Raw genomic sequence first — 25,378 nt, forward strand, 5'->3', positions numbered from 1 at the left:
CCGCTCACATCCGGTGCCGCAGCCGTATTCCGTTGAACCGCGCCCACATCTGGGCGGTGCGCTGCTCGGGAGTGACGGTCGCGGTGTCCGGCGGCAGCGCGTCGGTCAGCTCGGCCCTGGGCACCCGGCGGGTGTGCAGCACGGCGGGCCGGCCGCCGAGCATGTGCCGGTAGGTGACGTTGCCGCGGCTGAATCCCTGGGTGTCGAGCCAGTTGTGACAGCCCGGGTCGTCGTGGCCCAGCACGATGCGGACCCGCCCGTCGCCGTCGGTCACCGTCCTGCTCGGGGTGTAACTCACCGGGCGGTACAGGTAGTCCATGCTGTTGAAGAACACGCCCATGTTCGTGAACGACCAGAGGCCGTCGTGCGCGTCGAACTCGATGATCAGCGCCTCGTCGGCGGCGAGCTCCCAGTACATGTTCGCCGCCGCGCGGCCACGCTTGTCGTCGCCGGTGGCGGCGTCGACGGCGGGGAACCGGTTGGGCCGGGCGGCGTCGACGCCGCCGTGGGTGAACGGGAACTCGGGCCAGTCGCCCATCACGCCGGTGACGAAATCTCCCGCCCAGTCGATCGCGGCCACCATGTCGGCGGGAGTGGGCAAGGGCCGCGGTGAGGCCATGTCGACCCGTTCGATGCGCAGTTCGGCCGGCCGTTCGTCCCACCGGTCGAATCCCTGGCGGATGAACACCTTTCGAGACCCCGGCGTGGTCGGCAGCCAGTTCGGTCCCCGCTTGGGCCCACCGATGTAGACCTCGACGTCGCCGCCGGGACCTGTGGTGAGGGCCGTGCCGGACAGGTTGGCCTCGGGGACGTCCCCGAACGGTTCGTGCAGCACCCCGGGTCCCGAACCCCGCGGGCCCTGGACGGTGACGTTGAAAAACGGTGCGTCACCGCGGTTGCCGGTGATGCGGTAGGTGTTCGTGCCGTCGATCCAGGCCTGGTGGTAGGTGAAGTCCGCGCAATCGCCGCCCAGCTTGCGCAACGGGGTATTGAAGGCGTGCACGACCGGATACCGGGTGTCGGCGGTCTCGAGCGCCAGGTCGAACGCCTGTCCCAGGTTCTGGGTGAGGAACCGCAGCGCGTCGACGCGCTGCGCCCCCGAGGTGGCGTTGTGGTCCTTGAACGCCTGCGCACCCGCGGCCTCGAGCCGGTCGCAGAACGTCGCCCAGGCCGCGTTCAGTGCGGCGTCGTCGGGTCCGTCGCCGAGGGCCATCAGGTGCCCAACCGGTCGAGCAGCGCCCCGACGTGGACACACGCCCGGCGCGCCGCGGCCGCGCGCCCCTCCGCCTCGATCCGCGGACCGATGAGTTCGAGGTCGAAGCCGTGTGCGTACCCGCCGGCGAGCACCTGGTCGACGAACGGCTCGACGGGGATGGCCCCGTCGCCGGGAACCGCCCTGGCGGGCAGCGAGCGGTCACCGAGCACGTAGTCGCTGAGCTGGACGAGCTCCGTACGGGGCAGTGCCCGGTCGACCAGGTCGGGCAGGTCGGCTTCGGCCCAGCAGTGGAAGAGGTCGATGCAGATCCCGACGCCGGCCATCTCGGCGAGCGTGATGGTGTCACGCAGTGAGTGGGCGATGTGGAGGTCGGCGTAGAGGCTCGACGCGTTCTCGATCGCCAGCGCCACACCGGCTTGGCGTGCGCGCTCCGCGCAGGGCGCGACGGCCGCGCAGAACCGGTCCGCGGCGTGCCGCCACGACATCGCCCCCCGTCCGCCGGTGAGCATGTAGATCATGCGCGTCCCCAGCCCGGCCGCGGCGTCGACGAGCCTGTCGAGCGCATCGCGGGCGGCCCGGCACTCCTCACCCGTGGCGGGGACCCGGCCCGCGCCGAACAGGTGGTAGACCGCGTCGATCCGGTACCCGTGCGTCGCGAGCAGCGGGGTCAGCGCGGGGTCGGACAACTGGGTGTCGATGAGGCTCAACCGCGTCAGGCCCAGCTGGCTCCACCGGTCGTGGAGTTCGGCGAGCGGGTCGCCGTGGAACGTGACGCTGTGCACCGACAACCGGTCGTGCATCGACTCAGTCCCGCCTCTCGATCAGCACGCCGAATCTCTCGCGGAAGGGCCGGAATTCGTCGTTGAGCGCGTCGATGTCCTCGCCGATGTCGGTGAGCAGCGACGTGGAGTACCGGAACTTGCCGTATCGGTCTCCCCGGTTGTGGGCGAGGTAGTGGCGCATCGCGGACTCCGCCGCCTCCGACAGGGGCCGGCCGCTGAAGTCGTAGTAGCCGCGAACGGTCCCCACAGGGTCGGCGACGAAGTCGGTGTAGCGGACGTGGTGGATCCGGGGGTCGTCGACGAGGGGGTGGCTCATCGTGTTGGCGATGCTCGCACGGGTCAGGTCGAGGTGCATCTTCGCCGCGGCCTTCAGGTCGACGGGACCGACGATGCCGTCGAGGATGTCGGCCATCATCATCGTGCGCGAGGCCGCGACCTGCACGGGGTCGCGGTGCAGCCACATGAGCGTGGCGTCCGGATACTCTCCGAAGAACTCGGTCAGCCGGAAGCCGTGAAACCCCTTGAGCACCCAGTACTTCCGGGCACGCCCGTACTGACACTGCTGCAGCATCGCCCGGTGGATGCGGTACTGCGCAGCCGCATCGGTCGGCAGTCCACCGACGACGGTCTGCATCGGCACCCGCCACCACGCCGTCGGCGTCATGACCCGGAAGTCGAAGGCCCAGGTGCGTTCGTCCTCGGGCAGTCCGTCGCCGAGCATGTCGTTGTACGGGTGGCTGTGCAGCCACTTCGGCAGCTTCGCGTTGATCTCCCGCCAGTCCGCGTCCGCGCGGGCGCGGCGCGGATCGTCCGGCGCAGCCGTCCCCGGCGGGGGCGAGGGGTACATCACCTCCCAGAACCGCAGCGCGCGGGCGTCGGGGTCGACCGACATCAGCGCATGCATCAACGTTGTGCCGGAACGGGGTTCGCCGGTGACGAACATCGGCCGCTCGATGACCTCGTCGGCGATCGGATAGCGGTCGCGGTCGGCGAAGAACTCCAGCCGGGAGGTCAGCAGCCAGTGGCACACCTCCGCCGCGCGGCGCCTGCCCTCGTCGTCCATACCCTGCGCGTTGAGATGGTCGACGGCGACAGCGAACCGCCCGGGCAGCGTCGGGTCGCCGTAGTCGTGCAGCCCGGTGGCGTTCTCCGCCTGCGCCAACAGGGTTTCGGCCAGCAACCGGCCGCTCATGCCGGCACTCCGCACAGTCGCATCAACTCGTCCTCCGCCTCGCGCACGTGGCCGGCGGACGCCGCCGCGTAGTGCAGACCCGCCATCGCGCCGTAGTCCATGATCTTGGGCACCCGCAGGCCGGCGTCGACGTAATCCTTGACCGTGCGGGCGACCTCGGCGGGTGTGCCGTGCGGCAGCAGGTCCAGGATCGCCTCCGGACGCACCCGGGCCAGGAAGTCGACGATCCGCTCGCGGGTCAGCGTCGCCGGGTCGATGTCGTGGAATCCCCGCCAGTCGTCGCCCATCGGATGGTCGTGGCCGAAGGCGCGCAGGGTCTCGGCGGAGACCTGCAGCAGGAACGCCTTCACCAGTGGTGCCCGCAGGATCTCGTCGAGCGCGGCATCGTCTTCCGCGATCAGGCACACCTGGATGAAACACGGGGTGATGGCCATCGGGTCGCGCCCGGCGCGGTCGGCCGCGCCGCGGACGGTGGCGAGCATCTGGGCGTAGTGCTCGGGCGTCCACGCCCCGGCCGGCCACCACCCGTCGGCGTAGCGGCCGACGATGTCGAGCATGCGCGGTCCGCTGGCGCCGATCCAGATCGGCGGGACGCGGCCGTCGTGGGGTTCGGTGTCCAGGCGGGCGCGGTGAAGCCGGTAGAACCGGCCGGTGAAGTCGACCGGACCCTCGGACTCCCACAGCAGCCGGATCACCCGCACCGCCTCCTCGAACCGGCTGACGGGGCGGTCGAAGTCGAACCCGTAGGGGACGATGTTCTCGGTCTCACCGCTGCCCAGGCCGAGGATGAACCGTCCGCCGGACAGGTGGTCGATGGTCAGAGCGCTCTGGGCCAACGAGGCGGGGTGGCGCCGGACCGTGTCGACGACCGCGGTCGCCAACGGTGTGGTCTCGGTCAGAACGGCCGCCGCGGCGGCCACCGCCATCCCGTCGAGGTGGCGGTGCGGCGAGGGGGATGCGGCCGCCAGGTCGGTGAACTCCGGGGTCCAGATCGAGTCCGGCCAGAAGCTGACCATGTGATCGGGCAGCCAGATCGAGTGGTAGCGGCCGCTGTCGAGGGCCGACAACCCGGACAGGTCGAGCGGCAGCGTGGTGCGCAGGAACGCGGCAGGCGCAACGGTGGCCGCCGAGGAATCGCTGGGCACTCGCTCAGCTTAGGGCGCGTCGTTATTGCCCCGCGCGTTTTCGGAGAATAGCCTTCTCGTCGTACGCGAAGGCGTTTCCGCCTTGCCGCCGAGCTCGCGACGAGGGGAGCTGCCCGATGACGGACGCCTGGATTCTCGATGCGGTCCGCACCCCGCGTGGGCGCGGCCGACCGGACGGGGGCCTGCACGGTGTGCACCCCCAGGAGCTGCTCGCGCAGTGCCTGCGGGCGCTGACGACCCGCGTCGGTTTCGATCCCGGTGAGGTCGACGACGTCGTCGCGGGCAACGGGTTGCTGGCCGGAGAGCACGGTGACGACATCGCGAGGCTGGCGCTGCTGCTGGCCGGCTGGCCGCAGACGGTGCCCGGGATGACGCTCAACCGGTTCTGCGGGTCCGGGCAACAGGCCGTCACCGTCGCCGCGGCCGGCGTGGCCTGCGGCGCGCAGGACGTCGTGGTCGCCGGCGGCGTGGAATCGATGTCCCGCTGGGACGTCGGCGTCGGGATCCCCACCATCGACGGCGCGAATCCCGCGTTCCGCGAACTGTTTCCGACCGTGCCGCAGGGTATCTCGGCCGACCTGATCGCCTCGCTGGAGGGTTTCACGCGCGAGGACGTCGACACCTTCGCCGCGGAGAGTCAACGGCGCGCGGAGCGCGCCATCGCCGAGGGCCGGTTCGAACGCTCGATCACCGAGGTGACGGACGCCGAGGGCGCGACGCTGCTCGACCGGGACGAGCACCCCCGGCCGGGTACGACGGTGGAGAAGCTCGCCGGTCTGCGTCCGGCGTTCGCCGCGATGGGGGCGGCGGGCGTCGAGGGGGAGGGCCGGACATTCGACGAGATCTGCCTGGACCGCTACCCGAAGGTCGAACGGATCGACCACGTGCACCACGCAGGCAACTCGTCGGGGGTCGTCGACGGCGCGGCGGCCGCGGTGATCGCCTCACCGGAATGGACGCGCTCGCAGGGGCTCTCGCCGCGCGCGCGGATCCGGGCCACCGCGGCGATCGGCAGCGAACCGATCATCATGCTCACCGCGCCCGGCCCGGCCGCGCAGCGCTGCCTCGCCAAGGCCGGTATGCGTCCCGGCGACATCGACCTGTGGGAGGTCAACGAGGCGTTCGCCGCGGTGCCGCTCAAGACGATCCGCGACCTCGACCTGGACCCCGAGCGGGTCAACGTCAACGGCGGCGCCATCGCACTCGGTCACCCGATCGGCGCCACCGGAGCGATGCTGATCGGCACCGTCCTCGACGAACTCGAGCGGCAGGACCTGTCCACCGGCCTGGTCACCATGTGCACCGGCGGGGGAATGGGCACCGCCACGATCATCGAGCGGATCTGACCGAGCGTGGCCGACACCATCGATCTCGACACCGCCGCCGAGGGCGTGGCCGTCCTGCGGCTCAACCGTCCCGACCGGCTCAACGCCATCAACCAGGCGATGCAGTCCGAGCTGGGGCAGGCCCTCGACGAGCTGGCCGCCGATCGCGCGGTCCGCGCGATCGTCCTGACCGGCGCCGGCCGCGGCTTCTGCTCCGGCATCGACGTGCGGAACTTCGGCGCCGGCATGCTCGACGCGAGCGACCCCGCCATCGACCGCATGCGGTTTCAGGAGTCGATGGCCGCCCTGCCCCGGGCGATCCGCGCCCTGCCACAGCCGGTCATCGCCGCGGTCAACGGTCCGTGCGTCGGCGCGGGCCTCGCGCTGTGCCTGGCCGCCGACATCCGGATCTGCTCGGAGGCAGCAACATTCGGCAACGCCGCGATCCTGTTGGGGTTGTCCGGCGCCGAGATGGGGATGAGCTATCACCTGCCGCGCATCGTCGGCACGAGCGTCGCGGCGGACTGGATGCTCACCGGGCGCACCGTGGCCGCCGAGGAGGCCGACCGGCGCGGGCTGGTCAGCCAGGTCGTCGAGCCCGAACACCTGCTCACGCGCGCAGTGGAACTGGCGGGGCACGTGGCCGGCCTGGCGCAGCTGGGCGTCGAGTTGACCAAACGCGCACTGCAGGTCAACACCGACGCCACGAGCCTCGACGCCGCGCTGGAGTTGGAGAACCGTAACCAGGTGCTGTCCCATGCGACCGATGACGCGGCCGCGCGTCGGCAGAAGTGGACCGCGAAGTAGAGGAGTGCGTCGATGGCGTGGGATTTCTCGACCGACCCCGAGTGGGCGGAGCAGTTGGCGTGGGTGGAACAGTTCGTGCGCTCCGAATGCGAACCCATCGACCTGATCGTCAAGGAATCGCACGACCTCGACGATCCGGTGCGCCAGGCGCTGATCCCGCCGCTGCAACAGATCGTCAAGGACCGCGGACTGTGGGCCACGCACCTCGGCCCGCACCTCGGCGGCCCGGGCTACGGTCAGGTGAAGCTGGCCCTGCTCAACGAGATCCTGGGCCGGTCGGAGTGCGCGCCGATCGTGTTCGGCTCCCAGGCCCCCGACTCGGGCAACAGCGAGATCCTCGCCCACTACGGCACCCCCGAGCTCAAGGAACGCTATCTCGAGCCGTTGCTGGACAACCGGATCATCTCGTGTTTCTCGATGACCGAACCGCACGGCGGGGCGGATCCGAAGGTGTTCACCACGACCGCCGTCCCGGACGGCGATCACTGGGTGATCAACGGTGAGAAGTGGTACTCGTCGTTCGCCTCGATGGCGTCGTTCATCATCGTTATGGCGATGACGGATCCGGATGCGCCTCCGTACCAGAGGTATTCGATGTTCGTCGTCCCCGGTGGCACACCCGGCGTGAACGTCCTGCGCGACGTCGGACTCGGCTACCAGCCTCTCGGGGGCGGTGGGCGCGAGGGCTACGTGCGCTACGAGAACGTGCGGGTGCCCGCCGATCACATGCTGGGGCCGCGGGGTGGCGCGTTCGTGGTGGCGCAGACCCGCCTCGGCGGCGGCCGGATCCACCACGCGATGCGCACCGTGGGACTGGTGCGGCGGATCTTCGATATGATCACCGAGCGCGCGGTGTCGCGGTACACCCAGGGCGGCATGCTCTCCGACAAACAGATGGTCCAGGAGATGGTCGCCGACTCGTGGATGGAGATCGAGGCGTTTCGACTGCTCACCCTGCAGACGGCGTGGAAGATCGACCAGTACAACGACTATCGCGCCGTGCGCGCCGACATCTCGGCGGTCAAGGCGATGATGCAGAAGGTGCTGCACGACGTGTCGGCGCGGGCCCTGCAGATCCACGGTTCACTGGGCACGTCCCACGAGATGCCGTTCGTGCAGTACCTCACCGAGTCGTTCGTGCTGGGACTGGCCGACGGGCCCACCGAGGTGCACAAGGTGACCTTGGCGCGGTTGTTGCTCGCCGACGTGAAACCCGCCCCCGACACCTTCCCGTCCGAGCATCTGCTGCGTCTGCGGGCCGAGGCGGAGGCGAAGTTCGCGGACAAGCTCGCCGGGATACCGCGCTAACCCGACAACTCCGTGGCCCGCTTCAACAGGTGGGGCAGCACCGGCGCCATCGCCTCGAGGTCGCTTCGGGGAGAAGACCGTCGGCGGTTGTGCTTGACGATCAGCGACCAGGTGGCCGCGGACTTGAAACACGCCAGCGCCATGAACCACGTCAGCGCGGGCATCGGGACGCCGACCGCATCGGTGTAGCAGGCGGCCAACTCGGCGACCGGCGGCACGACGTCCACGTACGGCGTCGGCCGTCGGTAGGTGGCCGGATCGGCGTTGACCAGGAACCATCCGGCATCGATCCGCGGGTCGCCGACCGACCAGATCTCCCAGTCGACGACCGCGGTGATCCGTGGCCCGGAGGCCACGAGATTGCCGAGCCGGAAGTCGCCGTGCACCACGCTGGGGCGCACCGGCGCCGGCGCGGCGCCCAGCAATACCTCGCGCACCTCCTCCCAGCCCGGTACCAGTGCGGGGTCGACGGTCCGCAGGGTGGCCGTCCAGCGGTCGACCTCCGCGCCGGGGTCCACGGTCGGTTCGCCGGACAATCCGAGGTCGGCGGGCGGCACGCGGTGCAACGCTGCGAGTACCCGCGCGGCGTTCGGGAAACGTTGCGGCACAACATCAGTCGACGCGGCTCCGGAGTCGAACAGCGGCTCGAACGCCTCGCCCTCAGCCAGTGACATCACGAACAGTGGAGGCACCTCCGGCGGCGTGCCGGGATCGGTGTACAGCACCGCGGGCACCGGCACATCCGTGCCGGCGAGGGCGCCGAGGATGCGCGCCTGCCGCAGCACGTCGCGGTGTCCGACGGGAGCGTGCCCCGGGGGCGCCACCTTCACCACCACCGGCCGGGAACCCAGGACGCCCCGGAAGGTCAGGCTCGACGCCCCACCCGCGAGCGGACCGACATCGCGGACGCCCGCCGCCGCCAACCGCGTGCGCAGCGATCCGAGGTCGATCTCACTCACGCAGCCAACCGATCTCGCGGAGGAAGGTCTGGGTGTGGGCGATCCGTCCGGTCATCGTCGCAGGATCGCCGGTGCACAGGATCAGCGCCGTCTCGGCGATCAGGCCGATGTCCTCGGTGTCGGTCTTGGCCAGGTCGAGCGTTCCGGCGCCTGGTGTCGCGACCGGGTTGGTCGGGGCTGCGGCGTTGACCGCGATCCCGTCGTCGAACAGTTCGGCGGCAAGGCTTTTCGTCAGACGGTTCAGCGCCGCCTTCGCCGTCCCGTACACACCGAACCCGGCGGTGCGGTCGAACTCGGAGAACGGTGGGCCCGGCGGCAGGTCGCCGCCCACCGACGTCACGTTGAGGATCCAGCCGCGGCCGCGTTCGCGCATCGCGGGGATCGCCAACTGGCTCAGGTGCAGCGGGGCAAGCAGGTGCATCTCCAGCATCAACCGCACCCGCTTGTCGGGGAAACCGTCGAGTGGGCGCAGGAACGTCACCGCCGCGTTGTTGACGACGATGTCCGGTGCGCCGAGCGCGGCGGTCGCCTCGGCGAACAGCCGCTCCCGCTCCTCGGGCCGGGACAGGTCCGCGGCGACGGCGACCGCGGTGCCACCCGAGGCGAGGATCGCGTCGCGCGTCTCCTGCAGCGACCCCCGGTACTTCGGATCCGGTTCCAGCGTCCGCGCCGTGAGCACCACCGCCGCCCCCTCGGCGGCCAACCGGGTCGCGATCGCCGCACCGAGACCCCGGCTGCTTCCGGTCACCAGGGCCACCCGGCCCGCACAGCGTCCCGTCACTGACACCTCCACTGGTAATGCGCTTCTCGCGGACGAGAAGCACATTACGGGGCGGGCGGCCGATGCCTAGGTGTTGTCGGCGTTGCTGCGCGGGAACCCGCCGCCCTGCGGGAAGAGCGGGAACACCACGTCGTCGAGGCGCTCGGCGTCCCCTGCGGTCTTGTTCACCGTCGCGCCCCACACGTTGCCGTCCGCGGACAGCGCCAGTGCCCAGGCGTGCCCGCGCGTGTCCTGGCGGATCACCTCGGGCTGGCCGGTCACCGCGCCGGTGTCGGGGGCCTGGCGCACCGCGACGGTCTGCTTGGTGTTGACCAGGTTGACGAGCACGGTGCCGTCCAGCGCCGCGCAGCCGGCCACGCCCGGCCGGTCCGGCCACGTCCACACCGTCGAGATCTTCGAATCCTTGGTCATCTTCTGCAGTCGGTCGCCGGTCGGGGTGCGATCGGTGACGTAGAGCGCCCCGTCGGACGGGTCGATGCACATGCCCCCGCCCGAACCCATCCCGCTCATCGCGGTCGTCGTCGGCGCCTGGTTGACCGTGGTGGGCTGTTCGATACGCAGCACCTTGCCCGCCTGCGAGGCGGGATCGGCGGCCGCACCGGGGTTGCCGGCGTCGCCGGTCTGCACGAGCAGCGTGGTCGGGCTGGTGAAGATCAGCGCACCGGTGTTGCCGGTGGCGCCCCTGGGGATGCCGGTCAGGATCGGCTTGGGCACGTCGCCGTCGGCGATGCGCACCACCTGGTTGTCGCTGGGCGTGCTGATGTAGGCGTACATCAACCGGTCCTGGCTGTAGGTGGGGGAGAGCACGATGTCCATCAGGCCGCCGTCACCCGCCGGGTCCACGGGGATCGTCGTCTTGACCTTCGGTTCGGCCCGCACCGACACCTCTTTGACCGCGCCGGTGGTGCGCTCGGCGACGAGCGCGGACTGGCTGTCGGGCAGCATGATCAAACCGCTGGTGCTCTCCAGGCAGCCCTGCATCACGCCGGGCGCCGGGCACGCCTTCGGGAACGGCTTGGCCGGCAGCGGCGGAGGAGGCGGTTCGGACGACGTCGGCCCAGGGCGGAGTTCGGGTTCGGTGGTGAACGGCTGGGACTGGGCCCCGTCGAACCGCGCGCAGCCGGAACCGACCAACGCCGTGGCGCACAGCAGTGCTGCCACCCCGAGGAGCGGCCGGCGCGTTCTCATGCTGGCCAGGTTACGGATTCTCCGCCGCAGTGCGCCACGCCGGTCCGCGGGCAACCGCTGCGGACCCGGGCAAGACGAGGGCCGAAGCGCCGAGGTAAATACACGATTCCGCGATGATCAGCACTTACCCTGACAGGCGTGACCAGTCACCCCCAGGACGCGCGCACCTGGCAACGGCCCGACAATCCGGCCCGGCCTACCTCGGCAAGCCTGGTCGACCCCGAAGACGATCTGCCGTCGCCGAACTACGGCGGCGATTTCGAGACCACCGCGATCCCGCGCTACGACGCGGCCAAGGGCGCCCCCGCACCGCCGGTGTTCAACCTCATGAACGACCCCGAACCGCTGCCCTACGTCCAACCGCACACCGGCCACCCGGTGATGCCCTACGGCGCGGAGCCCACGGAGGTCGGCCACGACCTCGCCGACGAACAGGTCAAGGCGGCCCGCAGGCGCGGCACCCAGGACCTCGGGCTGATGCTGCTGCGCGTCGGACTGGGCGTGCTGCTGGTCGGCCACGGCCTGCAGAAGGCGTTCGGCTGGTGGGGCGGACCGGGGCTCGGCGGCTTCCAGGATTCGCTCGCCGAGGTCGGCTACGAGTACGCGAACGTCCTCACCTACGTCGGCGCCGCCGCGCAGATCGGCGCCGGGCTGCTGCTGGTACTCGGGCTGTTCACCCCGGTCGCCGCCGCGGTCGCGCTGGCCTACCTGATCAACGCGCTGCTGGCCGGTGTCGCCGGCCAGTCCGAGAGCGGGTTCCCGTTCTTCCTGCCCGGCGGCTTCGAGTTCCAGGTGACGCTCATCGTGGTCGCCGCCGCGCTGATCCTGACCGGTCCCGGGCGCTACGGCTTCGACGCGGGCCGCGGCTGGGCGCGGCGGCCGTTCGTCGGATCGTTCGTCGCGCTGCTGCTCGGAGTCGGGCTGGGCGTCGCGATGTGGGTGCTGCTCAACGGCGCCAACCCCCTGGCGTAGTCACCGGTAGGGGTTCGGCACCCGGCCGCCACTGGCCGCCGTCAACTGGGGCAGCGTGCCGAACGTCACCGCGGGCAGCCGCAACTCGGTGTCGTCCTTGAGCGTCGCGCGGGCCCAGTTCGCCTTGCTGAACCGCAGCCCGTCGATGTCCTCCCATGCCACGGTCCGGCTGCCCAGCAGGTTGCGCGCGGTCACCGTGTCGCGGTCGGCCACGGTCCGCAGCCGCATGATGAGCACCGAGGCCACCACCGGGATGATCAGCAGGACCCCGAACAGGCGTGGGTTGGCCAGCACGATCGACATCAACCCCAGCGTGAAGAAGCCGACCGCGAGGTGCGCGGTGCGCGGGATCCGGATGACCACCGGAGCGGTGGGGGCCGAGGCGTCGGAGGAGCTCACGACTTCGATTCTGGCACCGCACGCGACGGGCGGTCGCACCGCTGACCGCAATTTGACCAGTGAGCAGTGCGGAGGCTACCGTCGAGTGTCATGCAGACCCCGGGGACGTTCGTAGTAATTGGTTGGCGCGTTGATGCCGCGCTGGCCCTCTGCCGGGCATAGCCACCAGCATCGACGCGCCACCCTCGAACAGCGGCCCGCTGTCGGGGGTTTTTTCTTGCCCGAGAACGCGTCCACTCCACCAGGAAGAAACGACAAGAGGACACCGTGAGCGCACCGACCACGCGACCACCACACGCGACACCGCCTGACACCGAACAGGCCGTGTCGGCCGTCCAGTCGACCAGCCCGAAGACGATGAAGCCCCGCACGCTGGCACCCGAACAGATGACGGGCGCCCAGGCGGTGATCCGTTCGCTCGAGGAACTGGACGTCGACACGATCTTCGGCATCCCCGGCGGTGCGGTGCTTCCGGTGTACGACCCGCTCTTCGACTCGAAGAAGCTGCGTCACGTGCTGGTGCGCCACGAACAGGGCGCCGGCCACGCCGCCAGCGGGTACGCGCACGCGACCGGCCGGGTCGGCGTGTGCATGGCCACCTCGGGGCCCGGTGCCACCAACCTGGTGACCCCGCTGGCCGACGCGCACATGGACTCGATCCCGGTGGTGGCCATCACCGGTCAGGTCGGCCGGGGACTGATCGGCACCGACGCGTTCCAGGAAGCCGACATCTCCGGTATCACGATGCCGATCACGAAGCACAACTTCCTGGTCCGCAGCGGCGACGACATCGCGCGCGCGCTGGCCGAGGCGTTCCACATCGCCTCGACCGGCCGGCCCGGCCCGGTGCTCGTCGACATCCCCAAGGACATCCTGCAGGGGACGTGCACGTTCAGTTGGCCGCCGCAGATCGACCTGCCCGGCTACAAGCCGAACACCAAACCGCACAACCGGCAGATCCGGGAGGCGGCCAAGCTGATCGCCGCCGCCCGCAAGCCGGTGCTGTACGTCGGTGGCGGCGTCATCCGTGGCGAGGCCAGCGAGCAGCTGCTCGACCTGGCCGAGCGCACCGGCATCCCCGTGGTGACCACGCTGATGGCCCGCGGCGCGTTCCCGGACAGCCATCCGCAGAACCTGGGCATGCCCGGTATGCACGGCACCGTCTCCGCGGTGGCCGCCCTGCAGAAGAGCGACCTCCTCATCGCGCTGGGCACCCGCTTCGACGACCGGGTGACCGGTCAGCTCGATTCGTTCGCACCGGACGCCAAGGTGATCCACGCCGACATCGACCCCGCCGAGATCGGCAAGAACCGGCACGCCGACGTGCCGATCGTGGGTGACGTCAAGGCCGTGATCACCGAGCTGATCGAGGTGTTGCGCAAGGACGCCGCCACCCTGTCCATCGACGAGTGGTGGTCCTACCTGCGCGAGGTGCAGTCGACCTACCCGCTGAGCTACGGCCCGCAGAGCGACGGCAGCCTGTCACCGGAGTTCGTCATCGAACAGCTGGGCAAGCTGGCCGGACCGGACGCCATCTACGTCGCCGGGGTCGGTCAGCACCAGATGTGGGCGGCGCAGTTCATCTCCTACGAGAAACCCAAGACGTGGCTGAACTCGGGTGGTCTGGGCACCATGGGCTTCGCCGTGCCCGCGGCCATGGGCGCCAAGATGGGTTGCCCCGACACCGAGGTGTGGGCGATCGACGGCGACGGCTGCTTCCAGATGACCAACCAGGAGCTGGCGACCTGCGCGATCGAGGGCATCCCGATCAAGGTGGCCGTCATCAACAACGGCAACCTCGGCATGGTCCGGCAGTGGCAGACGCTGTTCTACGATGAGCGGTACAGCCAGACGGACCTGGCCACCCACTCGCGCCGCATCCCCGACTTCGTCAAGCTGGCCGAGGCGCTGGGCTGTGTCGGATTGCGTTGTGAGCGTTCCGAAGACGTGGTCGAGGTGATCAGGCAGGCGCAGGCCATCAACGACCGGCCGGTGGTCATCGACTTCACCGTCGGCGCCGACGCCCAGGTGTGGCCGATGGTGGCCGCCGGTACCAGCAACGACGAGATCATGGCCGCGCGCGACATCCGTCCGCTGTTCGACGACAACGACGAGGGGCACGCCTGATGGCCGAGAACGTTCGCACCCACACCCTGTCGGTGCTCGTCGAGGACAAGCCCGGCGTGCTCGCGCGCGTCGCGGCGCTGTTCTCCCGGCGCGGCTTCAACATCCAGTCCCTTGCCGTCGGTGCGACGGAGCAGAAGGACATGTCCCGCATGACGATCGTCGTCAGCGCCGACGAGGCACCGCTGGAGCAGATCACCAAACAGCTCAACAAGCTGATCAACGTGATCAAGATCGTCGAACAGGACGTGGACAACTCGGTGGCCCGCGAACTCGCGCTCATCAAGGTGCGCGCGGACGCGACCACCCGCGGTCAGGTCATCGAGGCGGTGAACCTGTTCCGCGCCAAGGTGGTCGACGTGTCGACCGAGTCGCTGACCGTCGAGGCGACCGGTACGCAGGAGAAGCTCGACGCCCTGCTCCGGGTGCTCGAGCCGTACGGCATCCGTGAGATCGTGCAGTCCGGTGTGGTGTCGCTGTCGCGCGGTCCGCGCGGCATCGGCGCTGCGAAATAAATCCCAAACCGCAAGTCAGAGAAGGAAATTACCAGTGGCAGTTGAGATGTTCTACGACGATGATGCCGACCTGTCCATCATCCAGGGGCGCAAGGTCGCCGTCATCGGCTACGGCAGCCAGGGACACGCGCATTCGTTGAGCCTGCGCGACTCCGGTGTGCAGGTGAAGGTCGGCCTCAAGGAGGGGTCGAAGTCCCGCGAGAAGGTCGCCGAGCAGGGCCTCGAGGTCGACACCCCGGCCGAGGTGGCCAAGTGGGCCGACGTCATCATGCTGCTGGCACCCGACACCGCGCAGGCCGAGATCTTCACCAAGGACATCGAGCCCAACCTCGAGGACGGCAACGCGCTGTTCTTCGGCCACGGCCTCAACATCCACTTCGGCCTGATCAAGCCCCCGGCCAACGTCACCATCGGCATGGTCGCCCCCAAGGGCCCGGGCCACCTGGTGCGCCGCCAGTTCGTCGACGGCAAGGGCGTGCCCTGCCTGATCGCCATCGACCAGGACCCCAAGGGTGAGGGCCAGGCGCTGGCGCTGTCCTACGCCGCGGCCATCGGTGGCGCCCGCGCCGGTGTCATCAAGACCACCTTCAAGGAAGAGACCGAGACCGATCTGTTCGGTGAGCAGGCCGTGCTGTGCGGCGGCACCGAGGAACTGGTCAAGACCGGCTTCGAGGTCATGGTCGAGGCGGGTTACGCCCCGGAGATGGCCTACTTCGAGGTGCTGCACGAGCTCAAGCTCATCGTCGATCTGATGTACGAGGGCGGTATCGCCCGGATGAACTACTCGGTGTCCGACACCGCCGAGTTCGGTGGCTACCTGTCGGGCCCGCGGGTCATCGACGCCGACACCAAGAAGCGGATGCAGGACATCCTCAAGGACATCCAGGACGGCACCTTCGTCAAGCGCTTGGTCGCCAACGTCGAGGGTGGCAACAAGGAGCTCGAGCAGCTACGCAAGGAGAACGCCGAGCATCCGATCGAGGTCACCGGCAAGAAGCTGCGCGACCTGATGAGCTGGGTCGACCGGCCGATCACCGAAACGGCCTAGTCCTCTTCGATTTCGGTGTAGTTGGTCGCGCTGAGCGCGACCAACTACACCGAAATCACTTTTCAGGGGGCGAGGCTCGGCAGCTGCCTGATCCCGAACTCGCGGCGCAGCATCGTGCGCGCCGCGTAATAGCCGGCCATGCCGTGCACACCGGTGCCGGGCGGGGTGGCCGACGAGCACAGATAAACCTTGGGGATCGGCGTCGTCCACGGGTCGAGGCGCAATGTGGGCCCGACCATCGCGGCGAAGAGGTTCGCCCCACCGACGATGATGTCGCCGCCGACGTAGTTCGCGTTGTGGTGCGACATCTGCGCCGCCGGAACGCAGCGGGCGGCGACCACCAGATCGCGGAAACCCGGCGCGACGCGCTCGAACATCGCGGTGATCGTCTCGGTCAGGTCCGCCTGCGAGCCCGACGGCACGTGCGCATAGGTCCACAGCGGGCGCCGCCCCGCGCCGTCGACCCGCGACGGATCGGCCAGATGCGGCAGCGACGCCAACACCATCGGCCACTCGGCATGCCGTCCCGCGGCGACCTCGCGTTCGGCGAGCGCCATCTGCGCGCGGCTGCCGCCCATGTGCACGGTGACCGCGTCCCGGACCCGGGGGTCGCGCCACGGGATCTCCCCGGACAGCACGAAGTCGACCTTGCAGACCCCGGGGCCGTACCGGTACCGGCGCAGGGTTCGCGCGTACCGCGGCGGGACCTCGTCGCCGTAGATCCCCAGCAGCGCGGTCGGGGCGGTGTCGTAGATGGCGACTCCGGCCGGCGGCGCGGTCACGGGTTCGCCGAGCACCAGTTCGCCGCCGTGCGCCTCGAGATCGGCGATCAGCGCATCCGAGATCCTCTGCGTGCCCCCGACGGGGACCGGCCAGCCCGCGGTGTGGGCGACGGTGCCGAGCATCAGCCCCGCACCGCTGTTCACCGGTGACGGAATGGGCTTGATGGCGTGCACGCCGACGCCGGTGAACAGCGCCCTGGCGTCCTCGCCGCGCAGCGATCCCCACAACCTGCTGCCCTGGACGAGCACCCGCAGCCCGGTGCGCACCGTCGTCGGCAGGTCCGGCGGCAGCGACCGCTTGTCGCCGAGGAAGAAGCCGAGCACGCCGTCGACGTGCTCGACGAGCGGACCGAACAGCCGCCGCCACGACCCGCCGCGGTCCAGTTCGGCGCAGGTACGGTCCAGCGACCGGTACGCGACCGCCGCCGGCCGGCCCAGCAGCGGATTGGCGTAGGACACCTCGGGCGAGACCAGCGAGACACCGCGCGCGGCCAGATCGAACTCCGCGAAGAACGGCGACGCCACCCCGAGCGGATGCACCGCCGAGCACACGTCGTGCAGGATCTCGGGAAACTCGGGGTCAGCGGCGCTGCGCGCACCACCGCCGGGGGTCGGCTGTCCCTCGATCACCCGGACCGACAGCCCGGCGCGGGCGCAGACGACCGCGGCGGCCAACCCGTTGGGACCGCTGCCCACGACGGTGACGTCCACGTCGATGACCTCCCCGCGTCGCTGCCTACGGCCCGTATCCGCCCGCCGGTCCGAAACTACCGACCTTTAGGCTGACCGGGTGAGTCTCCCTGTTGTACTGATAGCCGACAAGCTCGCGGAGAGCACCGTCGCCGCCCTCGGTGACCAGGTCGAAGTCCGCTGGGTCGACGGCCCGGACCGCGAGAAACTGCTCGCCGCCGTTCCCGAAGCCGAAGCCCTGCTGGTCCGTTCGGCCACCACCGTCGACGCCGAAGTCCTCGCCGCCGCTCCCAAACTCAAGATCGTCGCGCGCGCCGGCGTCGGCCTCGACAACGTCGACGTCGACGCCGCGACCGCGCGTGGGGTGCTGGTCGTCAACGCGCCCACGTCGAACATCCACAGCGCCGCCGAACACGCGCTCGCCCTGATGTTGTCCGCCGCGCGGCAGGTGCCCGCCGCCGACGCGACGCTGCGCGCCCGCACCTGGAAGCGGTCGTCGTTCAACGGCACCGAGATCTACGGCAAGACCGTCGGTGTCGTCGGGCTCGGCCGCATCGGCCAGCTGGTGGCCGCGCGGCTGGCGGCGTTCGGCACCCACGTGGTGGCCTACGACCCCTACGTGTCGCACGCCCGCGCCGCGCAGCTGGGCATCGAACTGCTCGCCCTCGACGATCTGCTGGCCCGCGCCGATTTCATCTCGGTGCACCTGCCCAAGACGCCCGAGACCGCGGGGCTGATCGACAAGGACGCGCTGGCCAAGACCAAGAAGGGCGTGATCATCGTCAACGCCGCGCGCGGCGGGCTGATCGACGAGCAGGCTCTGGCCGACGCCATCACCAGCGGCCACGTGCGCGGCGCCGGCCTCGACGTGTTCGCCACCGAACCCTGCACCGACAGCCCGCTGTTCGATCTGCCGCAGGTGGTCGTCACCCCCCACCTCGGCGCCTCGACCGCCGAAGCGCAGGACCGGGCGGGCACCGACGTGGCGGCGAGTGTGCGTCTGGCGCTGGCCGGGGAGTTCGTGCCCGACGCGGTCAACGTCGGCGGCGGGGTCGTCGGCGAGGAGGTCGCGCCGTGGCTCGACCTGGTGCGCAAGCTTGGGTTGCTGGCCGGAACGCTGGCCACCGAGCCGACCACGACCCTGTCGGTGCGGGTGTGCGGTGAGCTGGCCGCCGAAGAGGTCGAGGTGCTTCGGCTCTCGGCGCTGCGCGGGCTGTTCTCGACGGTGACCGACCAGCAGGTGACGTTCGTCAACGCCCCCGCGCTGGCCGCCGAACGCGGTGTGCAGTCCGAGTTGACCACCGCCACGGAGAGCCCCAACCACCGCAGCGTGGTCGATGTGCGCGCGGTCGGATCCGACGGAACGGTGACCAACGTCGCGGGCACGCTGTCCGGACCGCAGCAGGTGGAGAAGATCGTCCAGATCAACGGGCGCAACTTCGATCTGCGCGCCGAGGGCGTCAACCTGATCGTGAACTACATCGATCAGCCCGGTGCGCTCGGCAAGATCGGCACGCTGCTCGGCACGGCGGAGGTCAACATCCACGCCGCCCAGCTCAGCGAGGACGCCGAAGGTCCGGGGGCGACGATCCTGCTGCGCCTCGACCGTGACGTCCCCGCCGACCTGCGCACGGCGCTCGCCGAGGCCGTCGACGCCAAGACACTGGAAGTGGTTGATCTGTCGTGACGACGAACCTGGCGATCATCGCCGGAGACGGTATCGGCCCGGAGGTGGTCGGCGAGGCGGTGAAGGTGCTCGACGCGGTCCTGCCGGACGTCGAGAAGACGACCTACGACCTCGGTGCCCAGCGGTTCCACGCGACCGGCGAGATCCTGCCGGATTCCGTGCTGGAGGAGTTGAAGGCCCACGACGCGATCCTGCTGGGCGCCATCGGTGATCCCTCCGTGCCCAGCGGCGTCCTCGAACGCGGCCTGTTGCTGCGAATCCGGTTCGAACTGGATCACCACATCAACCTGCGGCCCGCCAGGCTGTACCCCGGGGTGACCGGTCCGCTGGCCGGCAACCCCGAGATCGACTTCGTCGTCGTGCGCGAGGGGACCGAGGGTCCGTACACCGGCACCGGCGGCGCGATCCGCGTCGGCACACCCCATGAGGTGGCCACCGAGGTGAGCCTCAACACCGCCTTCGGCGTGCGCCGCGTGGTCGACGACGCGTTCCGGCGCGCCCAGCAGCGGCGCAAGCATCTGACGCTGGTGCACAAGAACAACGTGCTGACCTTCGCCGGCGCGCTGTGGTGGCGCACCGTGCAGGAGGTGGGGGCCGACTACCCGGATGTCGAGATCGCCTACCAGCACGTCGACTCCGCGATGATCCACATCGTCACCGACCCCGGCCGGTTCGACGTGATCGTCACCGACAACCTGTTCGGCGACATCGTCACCGACCTGGCCGCGGCGGTGTGTGGCGGAATCGGGCTGGCGGCCAGCGGCAACATCGATGCGACCCGCACCAACCCGTCGATGTTCGAGCCGGTGCACGGGAGCGCCCCGGACATCGCCGGACAGGGCATCGCCGATCCGACCGCGGCGATCATGTCGGTGGCGCTGCTGCTGGCGCACCTCGGCGAACACGACGCGGCCGCGCGGGTGGACAAAGCGGTGGAAGCGCACCTGTCCGGCCGTGGCGCAGAGGAACTGCGCACCGCGGCCGTCGGCGACCGGATCGCCGGTCTGCTGTAGGTGACGCTGGCACGGCAGTGCCGGCTGTTCGCGATCGGCTCGGCCCTGTTCGCACTCGCCACGGTGCCCGGTTTCGCCGCGGCGGCCGGTGCCGGCGCCGCCAACGGGCTGTGCTTCGCGGGGTCGTTCTTCTTCACCAGCGCCGGGTGGCTGCAACTGGTCCGGTCGAGGAGCGGTTCTCGTGTCGAGTACGCCTCGGCGGCAACGCAATTCATGGGCACCCTGCTGTTCAACGTCAGCACCGGCGCTGCGCTGTCGGCGCATGCGGCGACCGAGCAGCGTCACCTGGTGTGGGCGCCGGACGCCACCGGGTCCGTGGCGTTCCTCGTCAGCGGCGCGCTGGGGATCGCCGCCGTCACCGCCGCGGCGGGACCGTTCGCGCCCGGGTCGCGGGACTGGCAGGCGCAGTGGGTGAACATGGCCGGCTGTGTGGCGTTCGGCGCGTCCGCGCTCGGAGCGTTCGTCACACCGGCAGGCGTCACCGAGGACGCGCTGCTGGCCAACACCGGAACCTTCGTCGGAGCGCTGTGCTTCCTGGCGGCGGCGCTGCGGGTGCTTCCGCCTAGGCGGGCAGGAAGCCCGCGCGGTCGATCGCCGGGCGGCCCTCTTTGAGCACCAGCAGGATGTTGTCGGAGTCCCCGACGGACTCGATGTCGGCCAACGGGTCGCCCCGCACGATCACCAGATCGGCCAGCTTGCCGGCTTCGACCGTGCCCAATTGATCGGACAGACCGCACAATTCGGCCGAGGTCGAGGTGGCGGCGACGATCGCCTGCATCGGGGTCAGGCCGCCGAAGCGCACGAGAAGCCCGAGTTCCCGCAAATTCGTGCCGTGTTCGGGGCTCAGGCCAGCGTCGGTGCCGACGGCGATCTTCACCCCCGCGGCCGCCGATGCGGCGATCGACTCCTGTGCGACGGCATGCCAGTGCGCGCTCTTGGCCTGACCGGCCGGTGAGGAGGTCACGTCCGCCATCGTCTCGAGCAGGGTCGGCACCAGGAAGATACCCGCGTCGACCATGCGCTGCCGCAAGGCGTCATCGAGTTGGTAACCGTGTTCGACGCTGGTGACGCCGGCCTCGACGGCGGCTTCGATACCGGCGTGGCCGATCGCATGCGCGGCCACCCGCTTGTGGCCGTACGCCGCGGCCTCCTCCACCACCGCGGTGATGAGTTCGCGGCGCATGCCGAGCCATTCGGGTTGGTCGCTGGGAGAGGACACGCCGCCGCTGGAGGCGACTTTGATGACGTCGGCGCCCGCGGCGATGAGCTCGCGGGTGCGCCGCCGCGCCTCGTCGACGGTGTCGACCAGGGAGCCGCCGATCATCGGTGTGAGGTCGATCCCGGACGGCAGATGGAAGTCGGCGTGGCCGCACGTCTGGCTCATCATGTTGATCGCCACCAGCAGCCGGGGGCCCTCGATGAGCCCGTGGGCGACCGCATCCCGGACCCCGGCGTCGATGCCCATCAGATCGCGCGCGGTGGTGACCCCGTTGTGCAACGTCACCCGCAGCCGGTCGATCAGCTGGAAGTAGTGGTACGACGGAGGATTCAGCGCCCGGTCGATCGGCGTCGCCCCGGCGCCGGGGAGGCTGAAGTGGACGTGGCAGTCGAAGAATCCCGGACAGATGGTGTGACCCCCGAGATCGACCCGGGTCGCGTCATCGGCCGGGGCCTCGGAAGCCTTTCCGGCCCAACGGATGTGGCCGTCCTCCACCAGCACCGCCGCGTCCGGCAGCGGTGCGGCGCCCGTTCCGTCGATGAGCGTGGCGTGGTGCAGCAGTAGACGCTTCATCGTCGTCAACCTAGCGCACCCGTCACGGCCGGTGGTGGACCTCCCGTCCGACCGGCACGAGCGGCAGGGCGAACAGCGGCAGCACCGCCAGCAGCGCGAACGCCACCGGGTAGCCGAACACCCCGATCAGCCCGCCGAACACCGGGGCGGACGCGGCCGACGCCAGATGCTGACTCGTGTTCTGCGCACCCAGGGCGCGTCCGCTCCAGAACGGCCCCGCGATCTCGGCGATGGCGGTGAACGCCAAACCGTTGTCGGACACCGTGACCACCGAGGCGACCACCATCAGCGCGACGCTCAGCGGTGACCCCAACGCGTCGGTGAGCGCGACCAGGGCCATCACCGCCGCGGCCGCGCAGGCGATCCAGCGGATCGGGCGCAACCGGTCGCCGACCCGGTCGGACAGATGGCCCGCGCCGATCCTGCCGCCCGCGCCCAGGATCTGGGCGAGGGTCACCAGCGCCCCCGCCGAGGTCGCCGGCCATCCCCGCTCCGACATCAGCCACACGAGGGTGAACGTCCACACCACCGCCTGCGGCACGACGAGCAGGACCGAGACGGCGTGGATCCGCCACAGCACCGCGCCGCCCCGGTACGGGTTGGCGAGGACTTCGGCCGCCGCCTCCGCGCGCGGCGGCCGCGGTGGATCGAGGACGCCGACCAGACACAGAACCGCCGACGCCGCGCAGACGACCGCCGGGAACAGCAGCGCCGCCGCGACGCCGTGGTCCTGGGCGACCGGCGGAATCACCAAGGCCCCGAGGCCGACACCGAGTGGAATCGACGCCTGCCTGATCCCCATCACGAGGCCACGCTGCTGCGGTGCGAACCATCCGACCACCAGGCGGCCGCTGGCCGAGTTGCTGCCCGCGGCGGCCATCCCCCCGAGGAACAGCAGTGCGCCCACGGCCGGAAGCGAATCGACCGCGGCCGCGGCGAACGCGGCGGCCGCCGTGAGTCCCGAGCCCACCGTCAGCACGAAACGTTCGCCGACCCGGTCGACGACGTAGCCCCACGCGATCAGGGTGACGACCATGCCGAAACTCGGCATCGACGCCATCAGGCCCGCCAGCGCGAGATCGAGGCCGCGCTCGGCGTGCAGGGTCGGAATCAGGAATGCGGCGCCGTAGATGAAGACGTTGGCGCACATCGTCGCGGCGACGCCCAGGGCCAGCATCGACCAGCGGCGCGCTGTGCCGATCACCGGTGGGGTCATTCGTCCATGGTGGCACGCCAATCCCACCTATTTGAACTCACGTCTCACCATATGGACACATGCACATGGCCCGACTGGGTGCGCGCGGCGGACACTAGGCTGGCAGCCATGCGCCTTGGTCGAATCGCCAGTCCCGACGGGGTCGCCTTCGTCGGCGTCGAGGGCACCCCCGACGACCCCGCCGCGGTCGTGAAGGAGATCGCCGAACATCCCTTCGGCACGCCCACCTTCACCGGGCGGTCGTGGCCGCTGGCCGACGTCCGGCTGCTGGCGCCCATCCTGGCCAGCAAGGTGGTGTGCATCGGGAAGAACTACGCCGCCCACATCGAGGAGATGGGCGGCGGACACTTCCCCGATCCGGTGATCTTCCTCAAACCGAACACCTCCATCATCGGTCCCAACATCCCGATCCAATTGCCGGCCAACGCCAGTCCCGTGCATTTCGAGGGGGAGCTGGCCGTCGTCATCGGGCGCCCGTGCAAGGACGTGCCCGCCGCGCGGGTGGCCGAGAACATCCTCGGCTACACGATCGCCAACGACGTGTCGGCGCGCGATCAGCAGCAGCAGGACGGTCAGTGGACCCGCGCCAAGGGGCACGACACGTTCTGTCCGGTGGGTCCGTGGATCGTCACCGACCTGGACCCGTCGGACCTCGAGCTGCGCACCGAGGTCAACGGAGAGACCCGTCAGCTCACCCGGACGTCGATGATGCTGCACGACGTCGGGGCGATCGTGGAGTGGATCTCGGCCGTGATGACCCTGCTTCCCGGGGATCTCATCCTCACCGGCACCCCGGAAGGCGTATCCCCGATCGAGGACGGCGACACCGTCTCGGTCACCGTCGAGAACATCGGGACTCTCACCAATCCCGTTGTGCGAAAAGGAAAACGATGAGCGATAAGGGCGTCCGCGTCCGATTCTGTCCTTCGCCGACGGGCACTCCGCACGTCGGTCTGATCCGCACCGCGCTGTTCAACTGGGCGTACGCCCGGCACACCGGCGGCACGTTCGTGTTCCGCATCGAGGACACCGATTCGGCGCGCGACAGCGAGGAGAGCTACCGGGCGATCCTCGACGCGCTCAGCTGGCTCGGGCTGAATTACGACGAAGGGCCCGACGTCGGCGGGCCCTACGCGCCGTACCGCCAGTCGCAGCGGCGCGACGTCTACCGCGACGTGATCACCCGCCTGGTCGAGGCAGGGGAGGCCTACGAGGCCTACTCGACCGCCGAGGAGGTGGAGGCGCGCCACCTCGCCGCGGGGCGCAATCCGAAACTGGGCTACGACAACTTCGACCGCGACCTCACCGACGAGCAGCGGGCCGCCCACCGCGCCGAGGGCCGCAATCCGGTGATCCGCCTGCGGATGCCCGATCACGACGTCACCTGGCGGGACCTGGTGCGCGGGGAGACCACCTTCGGGGCGGGGACGATCCCCGACTTCGCGCTCACCCGCGGCAACGGTGAACCGCTCTACACGTTGGTCAATCCGGTCGACGACGCGCTGATGAGGATCACCCACGTGCTGCGGGGAGAGGATCTGCTGCCGTCCACGCCCCGTCAGATCGCGTTGTACGAGGCGCTGATCCGCATCGGGGTGGCCGACGGGGTGCCGGAGTTCGCCCACCTGCCGAGCGTGCTCGGCGACGGCAACAAGAAGCTGTCCAAACGGGATCCGCAGTCGAACCTGTTCCTGCACCGTGACCGGGGGTTCATCCCGGAGGGTCTGCTCAATTACCTGGCGCTGCTCGGATGGGGTATCGCCGACGACCGCGACGTGTTCAGCCTGGACGAGATGGTGGCCGCCTTCGACGTCGCCGACGTGAACTCCAATCCCGCGCGGTTCGACCAGAAGAAGGCCGATGCGCTCAACGCCGAACACATTCGGATGCTGTCCGAGGACGAGTTCACCGCCCGCCTGAAGGCCTATTTCGCCGTCCACGGGCACGACACCGGTCTCGACGACGCCCGGTTCGCCGAGGCCGCCCGGCTGGTGCAGACCCGGATCGTCGTGCTCGGCGACGCGTGGGGTCTGCTGAAGTTCCTCGACGAGGGCGCCTTCGTCCTCGACGAGAAGGCGGCGGGCAAGGAACTCAAGGCCGACGCGGTGCAGGTGCTCGACGCCGCGCTCGCGGGCCTCGAGGGTGTCGGGCCGTGGACGACCGCCGCGATCGAGGAGGCGCTCAAGAAGGCGCTGCTGGACGATCTCGAACTCAAGCCGCGCAAGGCGTTCGGGCCGATCCGCGTCGCCGCCACGGGGGCCTCGGTCAGCCCGCCGCTGTTCGAGTCGCTGGAGTTGCTCGGGCGCGATCGCAGCCTCGCCCGCCTGCGGGCCGGGCGCGAGCGTGCGGCCGCGGCTGTCTAGCCCCGGGGTGGGTCCGGGGGCGGGCGTGGCGAAAGCACCCCGAAATCTTTGGTAGTGTGCACGTCGGCGCCGGA

Annotated in this window: 23 protein-coding genes; 12 read left to right on the forward strand and 11 right to left on the reverse strand. The window is 70.0% G+C overall.

Annotated features, from left to right (window positions below; genetic code table 11):
- Window positions 1–4 precede the first annotated feature (4 nt).
- Genes AU196_RS03005 through AU196_RS03020 form a run of 4 tightly spaced genes read right to left on the reverse strand, consistent with a single transcriptional unit; the run spans window position 5 to window position 4,335 of the window.
- On the reverse strand, window positions 5–1,213 hold the full coding sequence (locus tag AU196_RS03005; RefSeq protein ID WP_059093610.1) for a DUF1214 domain-containing protein: 1,209 nt from the start codon (window positions 1,211–1,213) through the stop codon (window positions 5–7).
- A complete protein-coding gene (locus AU196_RS03010; protein ID WP_059093611.1) occupies window positions 1,213–2,016 on the reverse strand; it encodes a sugar phosphate isomerase/epimerase family protein in 804 nt (267 codons plus the stop codon). Before AU196_RS03010 ends, AU196_RS03005 begins: the two co-directional genes overlap by 1 nt.
- 4 nt (window positions 2,017–2,020) lie before the next feature.
- A complete protein-coding gene (locus tag AU196_RS03015) occupies window positions 2,021–3,190 on the reverse strand; it encodes a sulfotransferase family protein (protein WP_059093612.1) in 1,170 nt (389 codons plus the stop codon).
- The gene (locus tag AU196_RS03020) at window positions 3,187–4,335 is read right to left on the reverse strand and encodes an LLM class flavin-dependent oxidoreductase (protein ID WP_059093613.1); all 1,149 of its coding nucleotides are present in this window, start codon (window positions 4,333–4,335) and stop codon (window positions 3,187–3,189) included. Before AU196_RS03020 ends, AU196_RS03015 begins: the two co-directional genes overlap by 4 nt.
- Before the next feature lie 116 nt (window positions 4,336–4,451).
- Between AU196_RS03020 and AU196_RS03025 the strand changes: the two genes are divergently transcribed.
- Genes AU196_RS03025 through AU196_RS03035 form a run of 3 tightly spaced genes read left to right on the forward strand, consistent with a single transcriptional unit; the run spans window position 4,452 to window position 7,775 of the window.
- Window positions 4,452–5,681: an acetyl-CoA C-acetyltransferase gene (locus AU196_RS03025; RefSeq protein WP_082695603.1), complete on the forward strand. Its 1,230-nt coding sequence runs from the start codon at window positions 4,452–4,454 to the stop codon at window positions 5,679–5,681.
- A 6-nt stretch (window positions 5,682–5,687) separates the two neighbouring features.
- Window positions 5,688–6,467, forward strand: a complete 780-nt coding sequence (locus AU196_RS03030; RefSeq protein ID WP_059093614.1) for an enoyl-CoA hydratase/isomerase family protein — start codon at window positions 5,688–5,690, stop codon at window positions 6,465–6,467.
- Between the two features lie 12 nt (window positions 6,468–6,479).
- Window positions 6,480–7,775, forward strand: a complete 1,296-nt coding sequence (locus tag AU196_RS03035; RefSeq protein WP_059093615.1) for an acyl-CoA dehydrogenase family protein — start codon at window positions 6,480–6,482, stop codon at window positions 7,773–7,775.
- Here the strand turns inward: AU196_RS03035 and AU196_RS03040 are convergent.
- The 3 genes from AU196_RS03040 to AU196_RS03050 are packed head-to-tail and all read right to left on the reverse strand — an operon-like array spanning window position 7,772 to window position 10,703.
- Entirely contained in the window at window positions 7,772–8,734 is a 963-nt protein-coding gene (locus tag AU196_RS03040) for a phosphotransferase family protein (protein ID WP_059093616.1), read from the reverse strand. The two genes, AU196_RS03035 and AU196_RS03040, sit on opposite strands and share 4 nt — an antisense overlap.
- The gene (locus AU196_RS03045) at window positions 8,727–9,560 is read right to left on the reverse strand and encodes an SDR family NAD(P)-dependent oxidoreductase (RefSeq protein ID WP_502687204.1); all 834 of its coding nucleotides are present in this window, start codon (window positions 9,558–9,560) and stop codon (window positions 8,727–8,729) included. The genes AU196_RS03040 and AU196_RS03045 overlap by 8 nt, the downstream gene beginning before the upstream one ends.
- Window positions 9,561–9,581: 21 nt before the next feature.
- Complete coding sequence (locus tag AU196_RS03050; protein ID WP_197415689.1) at window positions 9,582–10,703, reverse strand: PQQ-dependent sugar dehydrogenase; 1,122 nt, start codon at window positions 10,701–10,703, stop codon at window positions 9,582–9,584.
- A 138-nt stretch (window positions 10,704–10,841) separates the two neighbouring features.
- On the opposite strand from AU196_RS03050, the gene AU196_RS03055 reads away from it, so the two are divergent.
- Complete coding sequence (locus AU196_RS03055; RefSeq protein ID WP_059093618.1) at window positions 10,842–11,675, forward strand: DoxX family membrane protein; 834 nt, start codon at window positions 10,842–10,844, stop codon at window positions 11,673–11,675.
- Here AU196_RS03055 and AU196_RS03060 read toward each other — a convergent pair whose 3' ends face one another.
- A complete protein-coding gene (locus AU196_RS03060; protein WP_059093619.1) occupies window positions 11,676–12,074 on the reverse strand; it encodes a PH domain-containing protein in 399 nt (132 codons plus the stop codon).
- 267 nt (window positions 12,075–12,341) lie between these two features.
- Between AU196_RS03060 and AU196_RS03065 the strand changes: the two genes are divergently transcribed.
- Genes AU196_RS03065 through ilvC form a run of 3 tightly spaced genes read left to right on the forward strand, consistent with a single transcriptional unit; the run spans window position 12,342 to window position 15,761 of the window.
- Entirely contained in the window at window positions 12,342–14,201 is a 1,860-nt protein-coding gene (locus AU196_RS03065; protein WP_059093620.1) for an acetolactate synthase large subunit, read from the forward strand.
- Window positions 14,201–14,713, forward strand: coding sequence for an acetolactate synthase small subunit (gene ilvN / locus AU196_RS03070; RefSeq protein ID WP_059093621.1), 513 nt, complete (start codon window positions 14,201–14,203; stop codon window positions 14,711–14,713). The genes AU196_RS03065 and ilvN overlap by 1 nt, the downstream gene beginning before the upstream one ends.
- 46 nt (window positions 14,714–14,759) lie before the next feature.
- A complete protein-coding gene (gene ilvC, locus AU196_RS03075) occupies window positions 14,760–15,761 on the forward strand; it encodes a ketol-acid reductoisomerase (protein ID WP_197415693.1) in 1,002 nt (333 codons plus the stop codon).
- 62 nt (window positions 15,762–15,823) lie between these two features.
- On the opposite strand, the gene AU196_RS03080 is transcribed toward ilvC, so the two are convergent.
- Window positions 15,824–17,254, reverse strand: coding sequence for a phytoene desaturase family protein (locus AU196_RS03080; protein ID WP_059093623.1), 1,431 nt, complete (start codon window positions 17,252–17,254; stop codon window positions 15,824–15,826).
- Window positions 17,255–17,333: 79 nt separating this feature from the next.
- On the opposite strand from AU196_RS03080, the gene serA reads away from it, so the two are divergent.
- The 3 genes from serA to AU196_RS03095 are packed head-to-tail and all read left to right on the forward strand — an operon-like array spanning window position 17,334 to window position 20,545.
- On the forward strand, window positions 17,334–18,920 hold the full coding sequence (serA, locus tag AU196_RS03085) for a phosphoglycerate dehydrogenase (protein WP_059093624.1): 1,587 nt from the start codon (window positions 17,334–17,336) through the stop codon (window positions 18,918–18,920).
- Window positions 18,917–19,933, forward strand: coding sequence for a 3-isopropylmalate dehydrogenase (locus AU196_RS03090; RefSeq protein WP_059093625.1), 1,017 nt, complete (start codon window positions 18,917–18,919; stop codon window positions 19,931–19,933). Before serA ends, AU196_RS03090 begins: the two co-directional genes overlap by 4 nt.
- Window positions 19,934–20,545: a hypothetical protein gene (locus AU196_RS03095; protein ID WP_059093626.1), complete on the forward strand. Its 612-nt coding sequence runs from the start codon at window positions 19,934–19,936 to the stop codon at window positions 20,543–20,545.
- Here AU196_RS03095 and AU196_RS03100 read toward each other — a convergent pair.
- Entirely contained in the window at window positions 20,496–21,725 is a 1,230-nt protein-coding gene (locus AU196_RS03100; protein WP_059093627.1) for an amidohydrolase family protein, read from the reverse strand. The genes AU196_RS03095 and AU196_RS03100 overlap by 50 nt on opposite strands.
- 22 nt (window positions 21,726–21,747) lie before the next feature.
- Window positions 21,748–22,941 carry an MFS transporter gene (locus tag AU196_RS03105; protein ID WP_059093628.1) on the reverse strand — a complete coding sequence of 398 codons (1,194 nt, stop codon included), beginning with the start codon at window positions 22,939–22,941 and terminating at the stop codon, window positions 21,748–21,750.
- A 108-nt stretch (window positions 22,942–23,049) separates the two neighbouring features.
- Here AU196_RS03105 and AU196_RS03110 point away from each other — a divergent pair, with 108 nt between their 5' ends.
- Both AU196_RS03110 and gltX read left to right on the forward strand, forming a co-directional pair.
- Window positions 23,050–23,835: a fumarylacetoacetate hydrolase family protein gene (locus AU196_RS03110; RefSeq protein WP_059093629.1), complete on the forward strand. Its 786-nt coding sequence runs from the start codon at window positions 23,050–23,052 to the stop codon at window positions 23,833–23,835.
- Window positions 23,832–25,304, forward strand: a complete 1,473-nt coding sequence (gltX, locus tag AU196_RS03115; protein WP_059093630.1) for a glutamate--tRNA ligase — start codon at window positions 23,832–23,834, stop codon at window positions 25,302–25,304. The genes AU196_RS03110 and gltX overlap by 4 nt, the downstream gene beginning before the upstream one ends.
- Window positions 25,305–25,378 lie beyond the last annotated feature (74 nt).

The organism is Mycobacterium sp. IS-1742 (assembly GCF_001500125.1).
Taxonomy (GTDB): Bacteria; Actinomycetota; Actinomycetes; order Mycobacteriales; family Mycobacteriaceae; genus Mycobacterium.

Coding starts and splice junctions, on each gene's coding strand:
- AU196_RS03005 (WP_059093610.1), bottom strand. CDS start 1,213: ATGGCCCTCGGCGACGGACCCGACGACGCCGCACTGAACGCGGCCTGG.
- AU196_RS03010 (WP_059093611.1), bottom strand. CDS start 2,016: ATGCACGACCGGTTGTCGGTGCACAGCGTCACGTTCCACGGCGACCCG.
- AU196_RS03015 (WP_059093612.1), bottom strand. CDS start 3,190: ATGAGCGGCCGGTTGCTGGCCGAAACCCTGTTGGCGCAGGCGGAGAAC.
- AU196_RS03025 (WP_082695603.1), top strand. CDS start 4,452: ATGACGGACGCCTGGATTCTCGATGCGGTCCGCACCCCGCGTGGGCGC.
- AU196_RS03035 (WP_059093615.1), top strand. CDS start 6,480: ATGGCGTGGGATTTCTCGACCGACCCCGAGTGGGCGGAGCAGTTGGCG.
- AU196_RS03045 (WP_502687204.1), bottom strand. CDS start 9,560: ATGTGCTTCTCGTCCGCGAGAAGCGCATTACCAGTGGAGGTGTCAGTG.
- AU196_RS03050 (WP_197415689.1), bottom strand. CDS start 10,703: ATGAGAACGCGCCGGCCGCTCCTCGGGGTGGCAGCACTGCTGTGCGCC.
- ilvN (WP_059093621.1), top strand. CDS start 14,201: ATGGCCGAGAACGTTCGCACCCACACCCTGTCGGTGCTCGTCGAGGAC.
- ilvC (WP_197415693.1), top strand. CDS start 14,760: ATGTTCTACGACGATGATGCCGACCTGTCCATCATCCAGGGGCGCAAG.
- AU196_RS03100 (WP_059093627.1), bottom strand. CDS start 21,725: ATGAAGCGTCTACTGCTGCACCACGCCACGCTCATCGACGGAACGGGC.
- AU196_RS03105 (WP_059093628.1), bottom strand. CDS start 22,941: ATGACCCCACCGGTGATCGGCACAGCGCGCCGCTGGTCGATGCTGGCC.
- AU196_RS03110 (WP_059093629.1), top strand. CDS start 23,050: ATGCGCCTTGGTCGAATCGCCAGTCCCGACGGGGTCGCCTTCGTCGGC.
- gltX (WP_059093630.1), top strand. CDS start 23,832: ATGAGCGATAAGGGCGTCCGCGTCCGATTCTGTCCTTCGCCGACGGGC.